The following is a 14,370-nucleotide window of genomic DNA, read 5'->3' on the forward strand; positions in this document are numbered from 1 at the left end:
TCAGTGGTCCCCACCGCGGAGCTGGTCGACGGTGTGCCCGAGGATCGGCCCGAGCACCGCCAAACCGTCCCGGGCGCCGCCGGTCGAGCCCGGCAGGTTGACCACCAGCATCCGGCCGGCGACACCGGCCAGGCCCCGGGACAGCACCGACGTGGGCACTCGGTCGCGGCTGTGTGCGCGGATCGCCTCGGCGATGCCGGGAATCTCGTAATCCAGCAGGCCCCGGGTCACGTCCGGGGTCCGATCCGACGGGGTCACACCGGTGCCACCGCTGGTCAACACCACGTCGACACCATCGGCGCGGGCGGCCTGCAGGGCGACGCCGACCGGCTCACCGTCGGGCACCACCACCGGCTCGTCGACCTGGCACCCCAGCTCGCGCAGGCCGGCGACGAGCAACGGACCGCTGGTGTCGGCGTAGACACCGGCCGCGGCACGGTTGGACGCGACGATCACCCGGGCCCGGATCACGGCCGGTCCTCCGGCCGAACCCACTCGCCGGTCTTGCCGCCTTCCTTGCGCAGCACCCGGACCGCCTCCACCGAGGCCGCCGGGTCGACCGCCTTGACCATGTCGATCAGAGCGAGACCCGCGACGGCGACCGCCGTGAGCGCCTCCATCTCCACCCCCGTCCGGTCCGCCGTGCGGGCGGTGGCCGTGATCTCCACGGTGTCGGCGGTCAACCGCAGGTCGACGGTGACGCCGTGCAGGGCGATCGGGTGGCAGAGCGGAATCAGGTCCGGGGTGCGCTTGGCCCCCATGATCCCGGCCAACCGACCGACCGCCAACGCGTCGCCCTTGGGCAGACCGTCGCGGTGTAGCAGGTCGATGACCTCGGGCGTGGTCCGCAAACGGCCGGCCGCGACGGCGAGCCGGCCCGTCACCGCCTTGGCGGAGACGTCGACCATGCGGGCCGCGCCGGCGCGGTCGACGTGGCTGAGCTGCGCGGGTTCGGTCACGGCCGTGAGCCTATCGGTGCCGTACGACGGTGCTCGGAAGGAGCGGCGTCGGACCACCTGCCGCGCCGGGTGCTGACGGCGCCTGCCAGCAGGACACCGCTCCTCCCTCGCCGACCCGCCGCCGAGGTCGCTGGGGGGACCTGGCGGCGGGTGCATGTCGACGACCTGGTTCTGCCCGAGGGTAGAACCTCCCCCGTTCGCCGATACGGCCGAGAAGTTACCGGACCCGGCGATAAGAAATCGATAAGCGCCGTTCGGGCTGGTCAACGCCCCGTGTCCGCGACTCGGTCGCCCAACTCGGCGAGATGGCGTTCGGTTTCGAAGCGCTCCGGTACGCCCATCCGCCGGAAGATCGCCAACGCCCGCTCCCAGTACCGCCGGGCCTCCGCCGGGTCCACTCGGGCGAAGTGTTCGGCGATGCCTGCCAGAGCGCGCCCCTGCTCGTACGGATGTGAGATCCGAGTCGCCAACCGCAACGCTTCCTGGTGCCTCTCGAACGCCTCGCCGCCTCGCCCCTGCGCCAGCAGGGTGCGCCCGAGTTCGTTCAGCGCGGCCGCCTCGACGTGTCGTTCCCCCGAGCTGATCGACAGCTGTCGGGCCATCTCATGTTCCTGCTCGGCCTCGACCAGGCGGCCAAGGCCGCGATAGGCGATCCCGAGGTCGTTGCGCACCTCGGCCTCGGCGTACCGGTGGCCGGTGCGATCCCGCAGAGCCAACGAGGCCCGGAGGATGCGGATCGCCTGCGGAAGATCGCCCATTCGGACTCGTACGGCACCGATGTGGCTGAGAGCGTTGAGCACGTGGAAGTCGTTGGAGTTCGTCCGCGCCCAGGTCAGGTGCTGACGGTGCATCCGCAACGCCTCCTGGTACCGACCCAGGCCGGTCAGGGCCAAGCCAAGATTCGGCAGCAGCATCGGCACCCCGACGGTTCCGTACACCTTGTAATCCCGCAGGCAGTCGAAACCCAGCCGCACCGCCTCGGTCAGCTGACCGCTCCACCAGTAGACAGCGGCGAGGTTGGCGCGGTACCGCGCGGCGTTCAGCACGTCCGGCGAATTGCGGGAGAGCTCGACCGCGCGGGTCAGATGGTCGAGCGCCCCCCGGTTGTTCCCGGTGCGGACGTAGGCGGAGGCCAGGTAGTTGTTCGTCAGTGCCATCGCATCGACATCTCCCGTCCCCTCCGCCGCGCGGAGCGCGTGACGGTGGGTCAGGATGATGTCCTCGAAGTATCCACGGATGTAGTAGAACCGCCAGGTGGCACGGGCCAACCGCCACGAGTACTCGCGAAAACCCGACTCGCTCGCCGACAGCACCATTCTCACCAGGTCCGCTCGCTCCGTTTCCAACCAGTCGGCGGTGGGCTCGCCGATGGCCTCGACCAGTTCGGGCCGCCCGAACGGGAGTTGAGTGACCTGGGACCTTATGACGCCGGGCTCCAGCGTTTCGGCGACCCGCAGAGCGGCCTCCAGCGTGAAGCCGAACAACTGGGACAGTCCGCGCCTCCGGTCGCTCTGGGAGTCGATGCGCGAACCCAGGCCGACGGAGTACTCGCGCATGAGGTCGTGCAGTCCGTACCGCGCCGAGTCGAGGTCCTCGACCAGGTTCCGGTCGACGAGGTCATCGAGCGCCGAGTGAGCCTCCGCAACGGTCAGACCGGTCAGCGCAGCGACCGCCAGGGAACTGAATCGATCACCCGGGTACAGGCCCAGGAACCGGAAGACCCGTTTGGTCACCTCCGGTAACGGCTCATAGGAGGCGGCGAAGGCACCGACGACAGTGCTCTCTTCCTGGCCCAGGTGATGCAGCAACGGAGGATCGCCGCCGGCCATCTGGTCGGCGAGGTCCGCCAAGCGCCAGCCGCGCCGATGAGCCAGTCTGGCACCGGCCAGCCGGATCGCCAGAGGAAGATGACCGCACCGGCGGACCACCTCGACGGCCGCCAGCGGCTCGGCTTCGACCCGGTCCGGACCCACGCTGTGGCTGAGGAGCTCCACGCTCTCCTGGGAGCTCATGACCGGAAGCGTCTGCGACGGTGCGACATCCGGGTGGGACAGTCGCCGCCGTGAGGTCACCAGGACCACTGCGGTCGGCTCGGCCGGCAGGAGGGGCATGATCTGCTCACTACTCGCGGCGTTGTCGAGAACTATCACCGACCGCCGCCGGGCCAACTCCCGTCGCCACAGGTCCACTCGGTCGTCAAGCTCGACCGGAACCTGTTCGGCCGGCACCCCGAGCTGTCGAAGCAGGGCTACCAGGGCGCTCGCCGGCTCTACCCGGCTCTTCTCGCCATGCCCACACAGGTCGATGAACAACGCGGCGTCCGGGTATCGATCGGACAGCCGTCGGGCCAGGTGCACAGCGAGGGTCGTCTTGCCGCTGCCCGCCATGCCATCGAGGATGTGGACGGCCGGCACCCGCGCCTCGACCCTCCGGGTCTCCGCCAACAGCCGCGACACCACGTCTTCCCGTCCGACAAAGTCGGTAACCGCCCGGGGAAGGTGATCCACCGGGCTGACCCCACTCGTCCGTCCGGATGCCGTACCAACCGCCACGTCAGCCGCCATCGCCGTCGAACGAGCTGAGCCGGTTTCCCGCTGGGAGGCGACGGGACGCGCCGCGCCGCGCCGGGACGCTGCCGCGACGATCGAGCGGCGCAGGTCCTGCAGGTGATCCCCGGGGCCCACGCCCAGGTCCGCGAGCAGCCTTTTGCGAATCTCGTCGTACGTTGCCAGCGCCTCCGCGTTGTCCCCGCGCTGGTGCAGAGCCCGCATGAGAAGGAGGTGGGCCGGCTCGCGGAGGGGATGTCGAGCCGCCACTTCACGCAGCTGCGGAATCGCCAGGTCGTCGCGGCCCGACCTGAGCTGAACGTCGGCGAGAAGTTCGGTCGCCAACAGCCGCTCCTCTTCGGCGGCGACGGCTCTGGCGGCGAGGACAGGGCCGAGCGGGAGGCCGGCGAGCATCGGGCCCCGCCACCGCGCCACGGCGCGGCCCAGCAGCTTCCCCGCCTGGTCCAGATCGCCGTCCGCCAGGGCGTCCCGACCGGCGCGGCGCTCCATCTCGAAGAGGAAGACATCTATCAGATCGGGCCGCAGAACCAACCGATAGCCGTTGGGTTGCCGCACGATCGCCCCACGGCCAGGCTGCGAAGCCTCGAAGCCTCGGCGCAGATTGGCGGCATAGGTCCGTACATTCGCAACCGCAGATCGCGGAGGGCAGTCGGGCCATAACTCATCGACGAGATCTTCCATAGTCACGAGCTGGCCGGGCTGAACTGCGAGCATCGCGAACACGACCTGCTGTTTTGGCGTACCCAGCTGCAAAGTGCGGGCGGGCAGTTGCACCGAGAGGCCGCCCAGAACTCGTATCTCCACCCGTCCCCCCTACCTCAACGGCAGCAGCGATGTATCCAGTCGATCACGCAACGAAGCCTACGGTCACCAACGCCACCCTGGCGGCGTCACCACCCTTGGCATCAGCTGGAATGATCTGCTCAGATGCTTGCCCACGAACGACCCGATTCGCCTCCCTGGCGGCCCGAACTACGGATCGACTCGTGCACGGGCTCCGCGACACTGAATACGCCTTGCCGGCCACCGCACCAATGGTCGATTCGTCCCGACCGTCCGGCGAGAGGGTTGAGCGCTCTGTTCAGGAGCGCGGACAGAAAGTGACATATCCGCTCCAGCTTGGCTAATGTTGCGCATACCGACATTAATTGTTCCTTCCTGGGCATCAGCTCTCCTACTCTCAGCCCTACGAACGAATGGCGCCCAACACGGCGCACCGTGGTGGCAAGGGAGGTCGAACGATGCGCAACAGCACCGAGTGGGACTAGTCCACCTGCAGCCCGATGCAAATCCTCGACGCTGAAGGGGTGTCAGATGCGTAGCACCGAATGGGACTGAATCCTTATCACCATGGCGACACAGCGGTACGCTGCCCGTCAGCGGACACCGACGGTGGGTTACGGGTGAGGTTGAGTGAGCCGGACGACGCGTCGTCACAGGGGAGCCGACCCGCGCCTGCTGAGCCTCGTCGGGCTGATGGTGACGCTGGCCTCCGTCGTCGCCGTGGCAGCAGCGATCGCAACGACACGCAACGTGCCAGACAGGGCAGGCGACGTCTCGACGATCTCGGCGCTCGTCCTGATGATCGCCTTGGGGGCGGTCGTCAAAACGCGCCTCCGGATCAGGTCGACGACATTCTCGTTCGCCTGGGTGGAGACGGCCATCGTCCTCGGACTCGCGCTGGCCCCGCCACCCTGGGTGATCCTGTCCACGGGCCTCGGCATCGCCTGCGTGTCACTCGTCAACCGGCTGACCGCGATCAAGGCAGCCTTCGCTATCGCCAAGCACACCCTCGTGGCCGGCGGCGCCACTCTAGTGATCATGTTTTTCGGCCAGCGCTGGCCGCCAGACGACCTGTGGAATCACCTCATCCTGCTCGGGACCGTCTACCTCGTCGCCGCAGCACTCGATGACCTGTTGGCCGTTCCGGTCATCGCCCTGGCGTCGGGCACGCGGATCGTCCGGCAGTTCCGTACCCACTTCGACCTGCGGCTGGCCGGATTCGCCGTCCGGTTCGTGGTGGCCGCCCTCACCTTGCTCATCCTGCAGGCGGATCAGCGTCTGCTGCTCGCCGTTCCACCCCTGGTCCTGAGCCTCCACCTGGCCTACTCCGCGCGCATCCGCGGCCGCACCGAACAACAGGCGTGGCAGCGGCTCGCCCGCACCACCGACGCGCTCAACGTGGTCGACCTGGACAACGTCCTCACCACCGCCGTCACCCAGGCCGCCGAGTTGTTCTCCGCCGACGAGGTCGAGATCGAGCTGCGCGACGGCAACCGGGCCGTACGCGGCGGCACCGGCGGCATCACCTTCGACGGCCCGACCGGTACGCCCACCGACGTGGACGGCACGATCGTCCCCACACCGCTCGAAGGGCATGACCGGACCGTCGACATCGGCGTGTTACGACTGCGCTTCCGTGGCCCGGTGCAGCTCTCCGAACGGGAGCAGTACACCCTGCGCACCTTCGCCTCCGCGCTCTGCACTGCCGTACGCAACGCCCAGGCGTACGCCGAACTGGCCCGGGTGGCCAACGAACACGCGTACGCCGCCGCGCACGACGCGCTGACCGGGCTGGCCAACCGCCGGCACCTCCTCGACGAGGGCACCGAGCAGTTGAGCACCCGACACGCCGACGGGGTCACCGCGCTCGTGCTGATCGACCTCAACCACTTCAAGGAGGTCAACGACACGCTCGGGCACGCCGCCGGCGACCAGGTGCTGGTGCAGGTCGCCGACCGGTTGCGAGGAGCGGCCCAGGCCAGTGACCTGGTGGCCCGCCTCGGCGGTGACGAGTTCGCCGTACTCCTGCGGGGGTTGCCGGCCCCGGCCGTAGCCGCGCACCGGGCCGAGACGCTGCTCGCCACCCTGCACGAGCCGTTCGACCTGGACGGCATGCGGATCAGCGTCGAGGCCAGCGGCGGCATCTCCGTCGCACCGTCCAACGGCGGCATGGCCGAACTGCTGCGCCGCGCCGACGTGGCCATGTACCAGGCGAAACGCGCCGGGCAACGAATCTCCTCGTACGCCCCGACCCGGGACACCGCGGACCTGGGCCGCCTCACCCTCGGTGGTGACCTGCCACGCGCGGTCGCCGACCACGAGTTCGTCGTCAACTTCCAACCGATCGTCGACCTGGGCACCGGCGAGGTGACCAGCGCCGAAGCGCTCGCCCGCTGGCGCCACCCTACCCACGGCATGATCGACCCGCTGCGTTTCCTGGAGGCCGTGGAGCGTTCGGGCCTGCTGCCAGCCTTCGCCGAAGCGATCCTCGATCAGGCACTGATCGCCGCGGCCAGTTGGCGGGACGCCGCCTTCGACGTACCGGTCGCGGTCAACGTGTCCCCACGCAGCCTCCTCGACGCGCGGTTCCCCGGCTCGGTGCTGGCCCGCCTGCGCGCCCACGACCTACCACCGGACCGGCTGGTGCTGGAGCTGACCGAGACGCTCACGCTCAGCCAACTCGACGTGGTCGACCAGGTGCTCAGCCGACTGCGCGACGAGGGTGTCCGGCTGGCGTTGGACGACTTCGGCACCGGCTACTCCTCGCTCTCCCTGCTCTCCCGGATCCCGGTGCACGAGTTGAAGATCGACCGGAGCTTCGTGACGACGATGGAGAGTTCGGCGGAGGCCGCCGCGGTCATCCGCTCCACCCTCGACCTGGGCCGCAGCCTCGACCTGGACGTGGTGGCCGAAGGGGTGGAGAGCGAGCCGCAGCGGCGAGCCCTCTGGGAGTTGGGCTGCGTCGCCGGCCAGGGCCACCTGTTCGCCCGGCCGGTCCCGGCCGGCACCCTGCTCGCGGCGATGCAGCGCGGCTCGGGCGGGCGCCCCGGCGCACTCGCCGCGCCCCTGCACGACGCCGGCGCGGTGATCCGGTTGAGCCAGAACCGCCGCCAAACCGGCCGCATCCGCCTCCCACACCTACCCGCCTGACCGGGCACCAGCCGACCGGCACGACTCGGTCCGGTGCAGGTGCGGCCTGGTCTGCCAGACTGGCGCGCGTGATCGCCGACGCCCCGACCGCCCGCCGCCGTCGCTGGCACTGGCGGACGCTCGACACCGCCGCCGGCGGACTCGCCCTCGACCTCGGCCTCTACGCCGTCTCGGCCATCTTCGCCGTGCTCACCGCAGTCACGTCGACCCTGCTGCCGCACCGGGCCTGGGGCGCGGTCGCCGCCGTCGGATACCTGGTCGCGACGCTCGTGGTGATCGCACAACTCCTGCTGCGCCGACGCTCCCCGACCGCACGGCTGGCCGGTCTGCCAGCCCGCTGGGCGGTCACCGGTCTCACCTGGGTCGGCACCGCACTGCTGCCCCTGCTCTGGCAGAGCATCGAACGGGCCAGCGGACGCACCGATCGGGCCCAGGAGGAAGTGCTTGTCGTAGAGCAGGCCGGCACCCGCCTCCTGGAGCACGGCACGCCATACCTCGGACCCGACGCGATAGCCGCCCTCCCACCCGGGGAGCAACTGCTCGGCTACACCCCGTACCAGCCCGGAATGGCGATGTTCGGCCTGCCCAGAGCACTGGCCGACACCTGGTGGACCGACTCCCGGGTCTGGTTCGCGGTGGGCACCGCGCTGGCGCTCGCCCTGGCCGTGGCCGCCCTGCGCAGAACACCGACCACCGCCGCGGTGGGCCACCGACGAGACGCCGCGATGGGTCAGCGGCGGGACGCCGCGCTGCTGCGAGGCGTGCAGGCCGCCACCATCCTGCCAATCTGCGCCCTCACCCTCGCCACCGGCGGCGACGACCTACCCGTACTCGCGCTCTGCCTGCTGGCCCTCGCGCTCGCCGCCACCGACCGGCCCGGCCGGGCCGGCCTCGCCGTCGGGCTCGCCGGCGCGCTGAAGCTGTTCGCCTGGCCGGTGGCCCTGGTCCTGATCGTCTGGGGCCTGACCCGCCGGGCCGGCACCCGGGTCGCCGCCGGCGCGATCGGCCTGCCCATCGCGGCCCTCCTGCCGGCGATGCTCGTCGACCACGACGCGCTGACCGAGAACGTACTGCGCTTCCCCCTCGGCCACGGCCTGGTCACCAGCCCCGCCCAGTCCCCGTTCCCCGGCTACCTGATCGCCAACGCCATGCCCGCCGGCCGGCTCATCGCCGCCGCGCTGCTGGTCGCCACCGGCGTGGCCATCGCCGTCCGGCTCGCCCGCCGCCCGCCGCGCACCGCCGTCACCACCGCGCTGATCTGCGGGTACGGGCTGCTCGCCGCCATCGCCCTGATGCCCTCGACCCGCTTCGGCTACCTGCTGTACCCATTGGCCCTGCTCACCTGGGCACCCGCCCTGCACCGCCCGGTCGACACACCGAACGCCCCGGCTCCCGAGGAACTCTCCGGTCGGACCACTTCGGCGTAACTGCCGGGCGAAACACCGCGCCAGGGCGTAGACCTGAAGGCATGACGACCTACCGCGACCGGGCCGAGGCGGGCCGGGTGCTCTCCGAGCGACTCACCGCACTCATCGGCGAACCGGACGTCATCGTCCTCGGCCTCGTCCGTGGTGGCGTACCGGTCGCCCGGGTCGTCGCCGAACGGCTCGGCGCACCCCTGGACGTGCTTGTCGTCCGGAAACTCGGCATGCCGTGGGCCCGGGAGGTCGCCTTCGGGGCACTCGGGCCGGGCGGTGTCCAGGTGCTCAACGACGCGGTGGCCAGCCGACTCAGCAGCGACGACATCGCCGAGGTCAGCCAGCGGGAGCAGACCGAGTTGGAACGCCGGGAGCGGCTCTACCGGGGCGGTCGCCCACAACTGGACCTCACCGGTCGGACCGCGGTGATCGTCGACGACGGCCTGGCCACCGGCGCGACCGCCCGCGCGGCCGTGGAGGTCGTCCGCCAACTCGGGGCACACCGGGTCGTGGTCGCGGTCCCCGTCGGCGCGCAGGAAGCGTTCGAACTGCTCGCCGCCGAAGCCGACCAGGTCGTCTGTGCCCAACGCCCACCGGACTTCGGCGCGGTGAGCGTCTACTACGACGACTTCCACGAGGTGTCCGACGAAGAGGTCACCGAGGCGCTCACAGCAACTGCATAGGTGGACCAGGTACCGTCGGGTGATGAGCCTCACCTGTCCCAAGTGTCACGGAGAAATGCGCCAGTACGAGCGCAGCGGCGTCGTCATCGACCAGTGCGGGGAGTGCCGAGGCATCTTCCTGGACCGCGGCGAGTTGGAGAAGCTGTTCGAGGCGGAGGCCAACTGGAGCCGCCAACAGAGCGGCGGCGTGCCACCGCAACCCGCCCAGCAGCCGGCCGGGTACCCACCCCCGCCGCCTCCGCCGCACCAGCCCGGTTACGGCGCCGTCCCGCCGCCCCCGCCCGCACACGGCTACCCGCCGGCACCGGCCTACGGCCACCAGCAGCAGCACCACGGCTACCACGGGCACTACCGGCAGAAGAAGCGCAAGGGCTTCCTCGACGAGATGTTCGGCTGAGTCCAGCCTGACATCCCGCCCGGGTCGATCCACGCATCGGCCCGGGCACATCACCCACGCCATACGCTGCCAGGGCTGGCCCGCGTGGGACAACCACGACTTCGTGCTGAAGGCCACCAGGCGCGTCCCGCTGACCGACCGGGACCGGCTGGAGTTGGGTCAGCTCGCGGCCAACCCGTTCTGGTACGCCCACACCACGGTCTGCACCCGGTCCCGTACGCCGATCTTGGTCATCGCCCGCCCGAGGTGTGACTTGACCGTGCTGGTCTCGATGAAGAGCGCGTCGGCGATCTCGTTGTTGGAGAAGCCCTTGGCGAGCAACCGCACGATCTCGGCTTCGCGCGGGGTGAGCTGGTGCGCCGCCGCGGACTCGGGCGGTGCCGCCGGTCGCCGCCGGGCGAACTCCGAGATCACCCGGCGGGTCACGACCTGGTCGACGAGACCGTAGCCGTTGGCTAGCCGACGGATCGCGTCGATCAGGTCCTCGGGCTCGCAGTCTTTGAGGATGAAGCCACTGGCCCCGGATTCGAGTGCGCCGAAGACGTACTCGTCGAGGTCGAACGTGGTCACCACCAGGATGGCTGGGGGCGACTCGGGCGCGTCGGCGAGGATCTCGCGGGTCGCGGTGAGTCCGTCACCGCCGGGCATCCGGACATCCATGCAGATGACGTCGGGACGCAGCCGAGCGGCCACCGCCACCGCAGACGATCCGCTGGACGCCTCCGCCACCACCTCGATGTCGTCCGCCTGCTCCAGGAGCACTCGGAAACCGGCCCGCACCACCGCCTGGTCGTCGACCAGCATTACTCGAATCGTCCCAGCGCCAGCCTCAGCCCCGGTCCCAGAACTGGTCACGACGAATCACTTCCCTTTGATGTCAGCGTCACTGTGACAGACCAGCCGGCTTCGGTCGTCGGCCCGGCCGCGAACCGTGCGCCGATCAACTGCGCTCGTTCCCGCATGCCGATCAGCCCGACCCCGCTGCTGGTGCGCACCGCCGGCTCGGGACGCCGCGCTGGCGGACCATTCACCACCGCCAGCGACACCTCGCGCGGCAGGTAGCGCAGCGTGATCAGCACCGGCGCGCCCGGCGCATGCTGCCGCGCGTTGGACAGCGACTCCTGCACCATCCGATAGAGAGCGACGTCGGCGATCGGCGGGACCGGACGTGGCGACCCGACGCCCACGAACTCGACCGGCGCGCCCAGGTCCCGAGCGGTCCGGACCAGGTCATCGAGCACGGCCAGCCCCGGCACCGGGACGCTCCCCTCACCATCGTGGCCGGGTGTGTCGCCGCTTCCGCTGCCGTCGGCCGGGGTGCCGCGCAGCACCCCGACCACCAGCCGCAGGTTGTTCAGGGTCTCCTTGCCCTGGGACCGGATCCAGGCCACGCCGGTCTTCGCCGCCTCCGGGTCCCGGTCGATGAGCCGGTGGACCGCCGCCGCCTGCACCACCATTCCGGACAGGTGGTGGGCGGCGACGTCGTGCAGTTCCCGAGCCATCTGGGTGCGTTCCGCCTCGATCGCGGCCCGCACCTTCGCCTGCTGGGCCCGGACCGCCTCGCCGGCCTGCAGGCGCAACAGCTGCGTGTAGCGTCGACGGGTCGCCACGTAATTACCGACGACGACCGCGCCGAGGTTGGACAGTGCGCTCGACCCGGCAGGGCCGACAGCCGACGGCAGAAGGTCCGGCGCCGTCACGGCGGCGGTGCCGAACGCCGCTGCCGCCTCGACCACCACCGCCGCGCCGACCAGCGCGAACGCCGTCCGGGCCGGCAGCAGAACCCCGATGGTGTACGCGACGACGAAGGGCGCGAATACCCGGATCGTCGCGTCTGGTGGGGCCAACGCGATCATAGCGACCTGAAGGCCGACGATTCCGGCGAGGCAGAGCAGCGGGCGGACCCGGCGCAGGCAGAGCAGCAGCGCCTGCCCGACCCCGAGGGCGACGAGCAGCCAGGCCCGCACCGGGTCGAGCACAATTTCGCCCGGTGACGTCACGACAAAGAACAGGGCAGCCATCAACGTGAACGTCATCCCGGCGACGCAGACCGCGAGCAGACAGTCCTGGGCGAACCGCCCGGTCACCCCGAGGTTGGCGAGCAGCACGTCCAACCGCTTCGTCAGCCTGGGCGGGTCCGCCGGCTCGGTCGGCTCGGTGGTGACCGGGCCGTCCCCGATGTGATCGTTCACCGTGTCAGCATCCTCTGCTCATAGATCGAGACGGATCGGGAGGGGTCGGGTCGGGACGGTCAGTAGGAGATATTCGGCGAGAGCAGCATGAACTCGACGGCGAACCATCCCGTACCGACGAGGGCCAGCAGGACCAGGGCGCTGCCGGCGGTCCGCGACCAGCCGACCCGCCGGCGGACGTCGTCCACCAGCCGGACCGCTGCGGGGACCACCCCGAGCAGGCCGATCAGCTGGGCCACCTGCACGGTGCGCAACGAGGCGGTGGAGAGATCCTCCAGGCCGATGATGAGTACGAAGCTGCCCACCCAGCCGCCGACCGCGAGCAGGGCGCAGCCGACGCCGACGCGGCTGAGGATGCGCGCGGTGCGTCCAGCCCGATCACGCGGCGCCCGCCGCCGCAGCCGGCGACCGATCGCCCCGATCGGCCAGGCCAGGACGGTGAGCAGGAGGATGACCACCGACCCGACGATCACCGGGATGGCCAGGTAGGTGCTGCGTGCGGCCGCTACCGGCACCAGGGCGAACGCGGAGTCGAAATTAATCACTTCGACCCGGCCGTCTACCGCTCGCATCGCGATCGTTTCCTGCCCGCCCACCTCACGCCAGACCCAGGGCTCGATCTCCTCGTAGACGGCGGCGGAATCGGCCATCGGACGCGGTTCGAGCAGCAGCCGGCCGTCATCGCGGACGCTCACCGTGGTACGCCCGGACAGGCCGATCAGGGTCAGGAAGTTGCTCTTGATCATGCGGGAGCTTTCGTAGGTGCCGGCGGCCATCGCGGCCCGCTCGGCCGTGCCCGAGGCGTCGGTGGTCGGGGCGGCCAGCTCGGTCGCCGGCACGTTGTTCGCCGCCGCGCCGCGCACCGCCGGGAAGTAACGGTCGGCGAAGGCTTTCGTCAGCTTCTGTCGAAGCTGGTGGTTGGCCAGGCTCGACGTGCCGGTGCTGTTGAGCGAGATGAACAGGCCGGCGCCCTCGTCCGGGTAGATCTGCAGGTGGCTGTGGAAAAAGGGGGTGTCGCCGCCGTGGCCGAGGATTCGATGGCCGTTGCGGCTCTCGTCGAAGAACCCGAGGGTCATCCGGGGTGCACCCGCGAGGGTGCCGAGCGTGGTGGCGTCAAGCGCCGGCTGGTGCATCAGGTCAAGCGTCGGCTCGTCCAGAATCGGGGTGCCGCCGACAGGTTCGCCGAGGTGAGCGAGCATGAACCGGGCCATGTCCGGGGCCGAGGCGCTCATCGAGCCGGCGGGCGGGGTGCCGATGATCTCGAAGTACCCGGGTGGGGACGACGCGTTGTCGTACCCGTTCGACACGCGGCCCGCCAGGTCCGCGGGCAGCGGCTGCTCGAAGGAGGACGACGTCATGCCGAGGCGGTCGAAGACGTTACGGTCGACGTACTCCTCGAAGGGGATACCGCTGACCCGTTCGACGATGTACCCGGCGAGTGAGTTGCCGTAGTTGGAGTAGGCCGGCACGGTGCCCGGCCGGTAGATCTGCTCCGGCGGGTCGGTGACCAGAGCGTCGCGTAGGTCGGCCCGGGTGCCTTCCTTGCCGATGAGGCCGGCGATCCGCTCCTCGAACCCGGCGGTGTGGGTCAGCAGGTGGCGCAGGGTGATCGGCTCGTCGAAGTTGCGGGGGATGGTGAAGTCGAGGTAGGCGGCGATGTCGGCGTCGAGGTCGACCCTGCCGTCCTGGACGAGTTGCATCGCGGCGGTGGCGGTGGCGAGCTTCGACACCGATCCGATCCGGAACAGGTGCCGCTCGGGGTCGACCGGCACCGGCTCGGTGCCCTCGCTGCCGGTGTCGACGCGGCCGTACCCCCGGGTGGTGACGGTCTCACCGTCGTTGACGACGGCGACCGTCGCCCCGGCGATGTCATTGGCTTCCAGCGCGGCCGGGAGCATCTCGTCGAGCCAGGCGTTCACGTCGCCGGCGTCCAGCGCGTGCGGTTCGACGGCTGCCGCCGGGGCGTCGCTCGTCGGGGCCGGCTCGTGCGCGGCACCGGCACCGCAGCCGGCGACGCCCGCCCCGACGACGACCGCGGTTGCCAGGGCGGCACCGAGACGCCGCAGGCGGAATGCCGGCCGGGACGGGTACGACCGGGAAGGAGTCAGCTCTGGTGCATCGTTCTGGTTCATGCCCGAGAGCCTGCTGCAGCGGCGCGGCGGCGCCATCTGGCGCAGGACCACAGTCGACTTACGACTTAAGTGGTAAGGCTCAGCCGACC

10 protein-coding genes are annotated in these 14,370 nt (G+C 70.4%); 4 read left to right on the forward strand and 6 right to left on the reverse strand.

All coding sequences use genetic code 11. The features are described 5' to 3' along the window. From C7C45_RS17955 to C7C45_RS17965, 3 genes are all read right to left on the reverse strand, one after another. Entirely contained in the window at positions 1-471 is a 471-nt protein-coding gene (locus tag C7C45_RS17955; RefSeq protein ID WP_110564904.1) for a MogA/MoaB family molybdenum cofactor biosynthesis protein, read from the reverse strand. Beyond that, positions 468-959, reverse strand: a complete 492-nt coding sequence (gene moaC / locus C7C45_RS17960; protein ID WP_099856846.1) for a cyclic pyranopterin monophosphate synthase MoaC — start codon at positions 957-959, stop codon at positions 468-470. Before moaC ends, C7C45_RS17955 begins: the two co-directional genes overlap by 4 nt. A 263-nt stretch (positions 960-1,222) precedes the next feature. Next, the gene (locus C7C45_RS17965; protein ID WP_167454746.1) at positions 1,223-4,081 is read right to left on the reverse strand and encodes an AfsR/SARP family transcriptional regulator; all 2,859 of its coding nucleotides are present in this window, start codon (positions 4,079-4,081) and stop codon (positions 1,223-1,225) included. Between the two features lie 858 nt (positions 4,082-4,939). Between C7C45_RS17965 and C7C45_RS17970 the strand changes: the two genes are divergently transcribed. The 4 genes from C7C45_RS17970 to C7C45_RS17985 all read left to right on the forward strand — a co-directional run bounded on the left by C7C45_RS17970 (position 4,940) and on the right by C7C45_RS17985 (position 9,957). Further along, positions 4,940-7,459 (forward strand): putative bifunctional diguanylate cyclase/phosphodiesterase, encoded by a 2,520-nt coding sequence (locus tag C7C45_RS17970; protein WP_425271143.1) that lies wholly within the window; start codon positions 4,940-4,942, stop codon positions 7,457-7,459. Positions 7,460-7,527: 68 nt separating this feature from the next. Then, positions 7,528-8,886, forward strand: coding sequence for a glycosyltransferase 87 family protein (locus C7C45_RS17975; protein WP_110564809.1), 1,359 nt, complete (start codon positions 7,528-7,530; stop codon positions 8,884-8,886). Between the two features lie 41 nt (positions 8,887-8,927). Further along, complete coding sequence (locus tag C7C45_RS17980) at positions 8,928-9,560, forward strand: phosphoribosyltransferase (RefSeq protein WP_110564810.1); 633 nt, start codon at positions 8,928-8,930, stop codon at positions 9,558-9,560. Between the two features lie 19 nt (positions 9,561-9,579). After that, positions 9,580-9,957 carry a TFIIB-type zinc ribbon-containing protein gene (locus C7C45_RS17985; protein WP_208641208.1) on the forward strand — a complete coding sequence of 126 codons (378 nt, stop codon included), beginning with the start codon at positions 9,580-9,582 and terminating at the stop codon, positions 9,955-9,957. A gap of 159 nt (positions 9,958-10,116) precedes the next feature. Here the strand turns inward: C7C45_RS17985 and C7C45_RS17990 are convergent, their stop codons facing one another. From C7C45_RS17990 to C7C45_RS18000, 3 genes are read right to left on the reverse strand one after another with little or no spacing between them, the layout of a single operon-like run. Next, complete coding sequence (locus C7C45_RS17990; protein ID WP_110564812.1) at positions 10,117-10,761, reverse strand: response regulator; 645 nt, start codon at positions 10,759-10,761, stop codon at positions 10,117-10,119. A 47-nt stretch (positions 10,762-10,808) separates the two neighbouring features. After that, positions 10,809-12,149, reverse strand: a complete 1,341-nt coding sequence (locus tag C7C45_RS17995) for a sensor histidine kinase (RefSeq protein WP_110564813.1) — start codon at positions 12,147-12,149, stop codon at positions 10,809-10,811. Between the two features lie 59 nt (positions 12,150-12,208). After that, positions 12,209-14,281: a serine hydrolase domain-containing protein gene (locus C7C45_RS18000; protein WP_110564905.1), complete on the reverse strand. Its 2,073-nt coding sequence runs from the start codon at positions 14,279-14,281 to the stop codon at positions 12,209-12,211. Positions 14,282-14,370 lie beyond the last annotated feature (89 nt).

This window comes from Micromonospora arborensis, from assembly GCF_003205615.1.
Taxonomy (GTDB): domain Bacteria; phylum Actinomycetota; class Actinomycetes; order Mycobacteriales; family Micromonosporaceae; genus Micromonospora; species Micromonospora arborensis.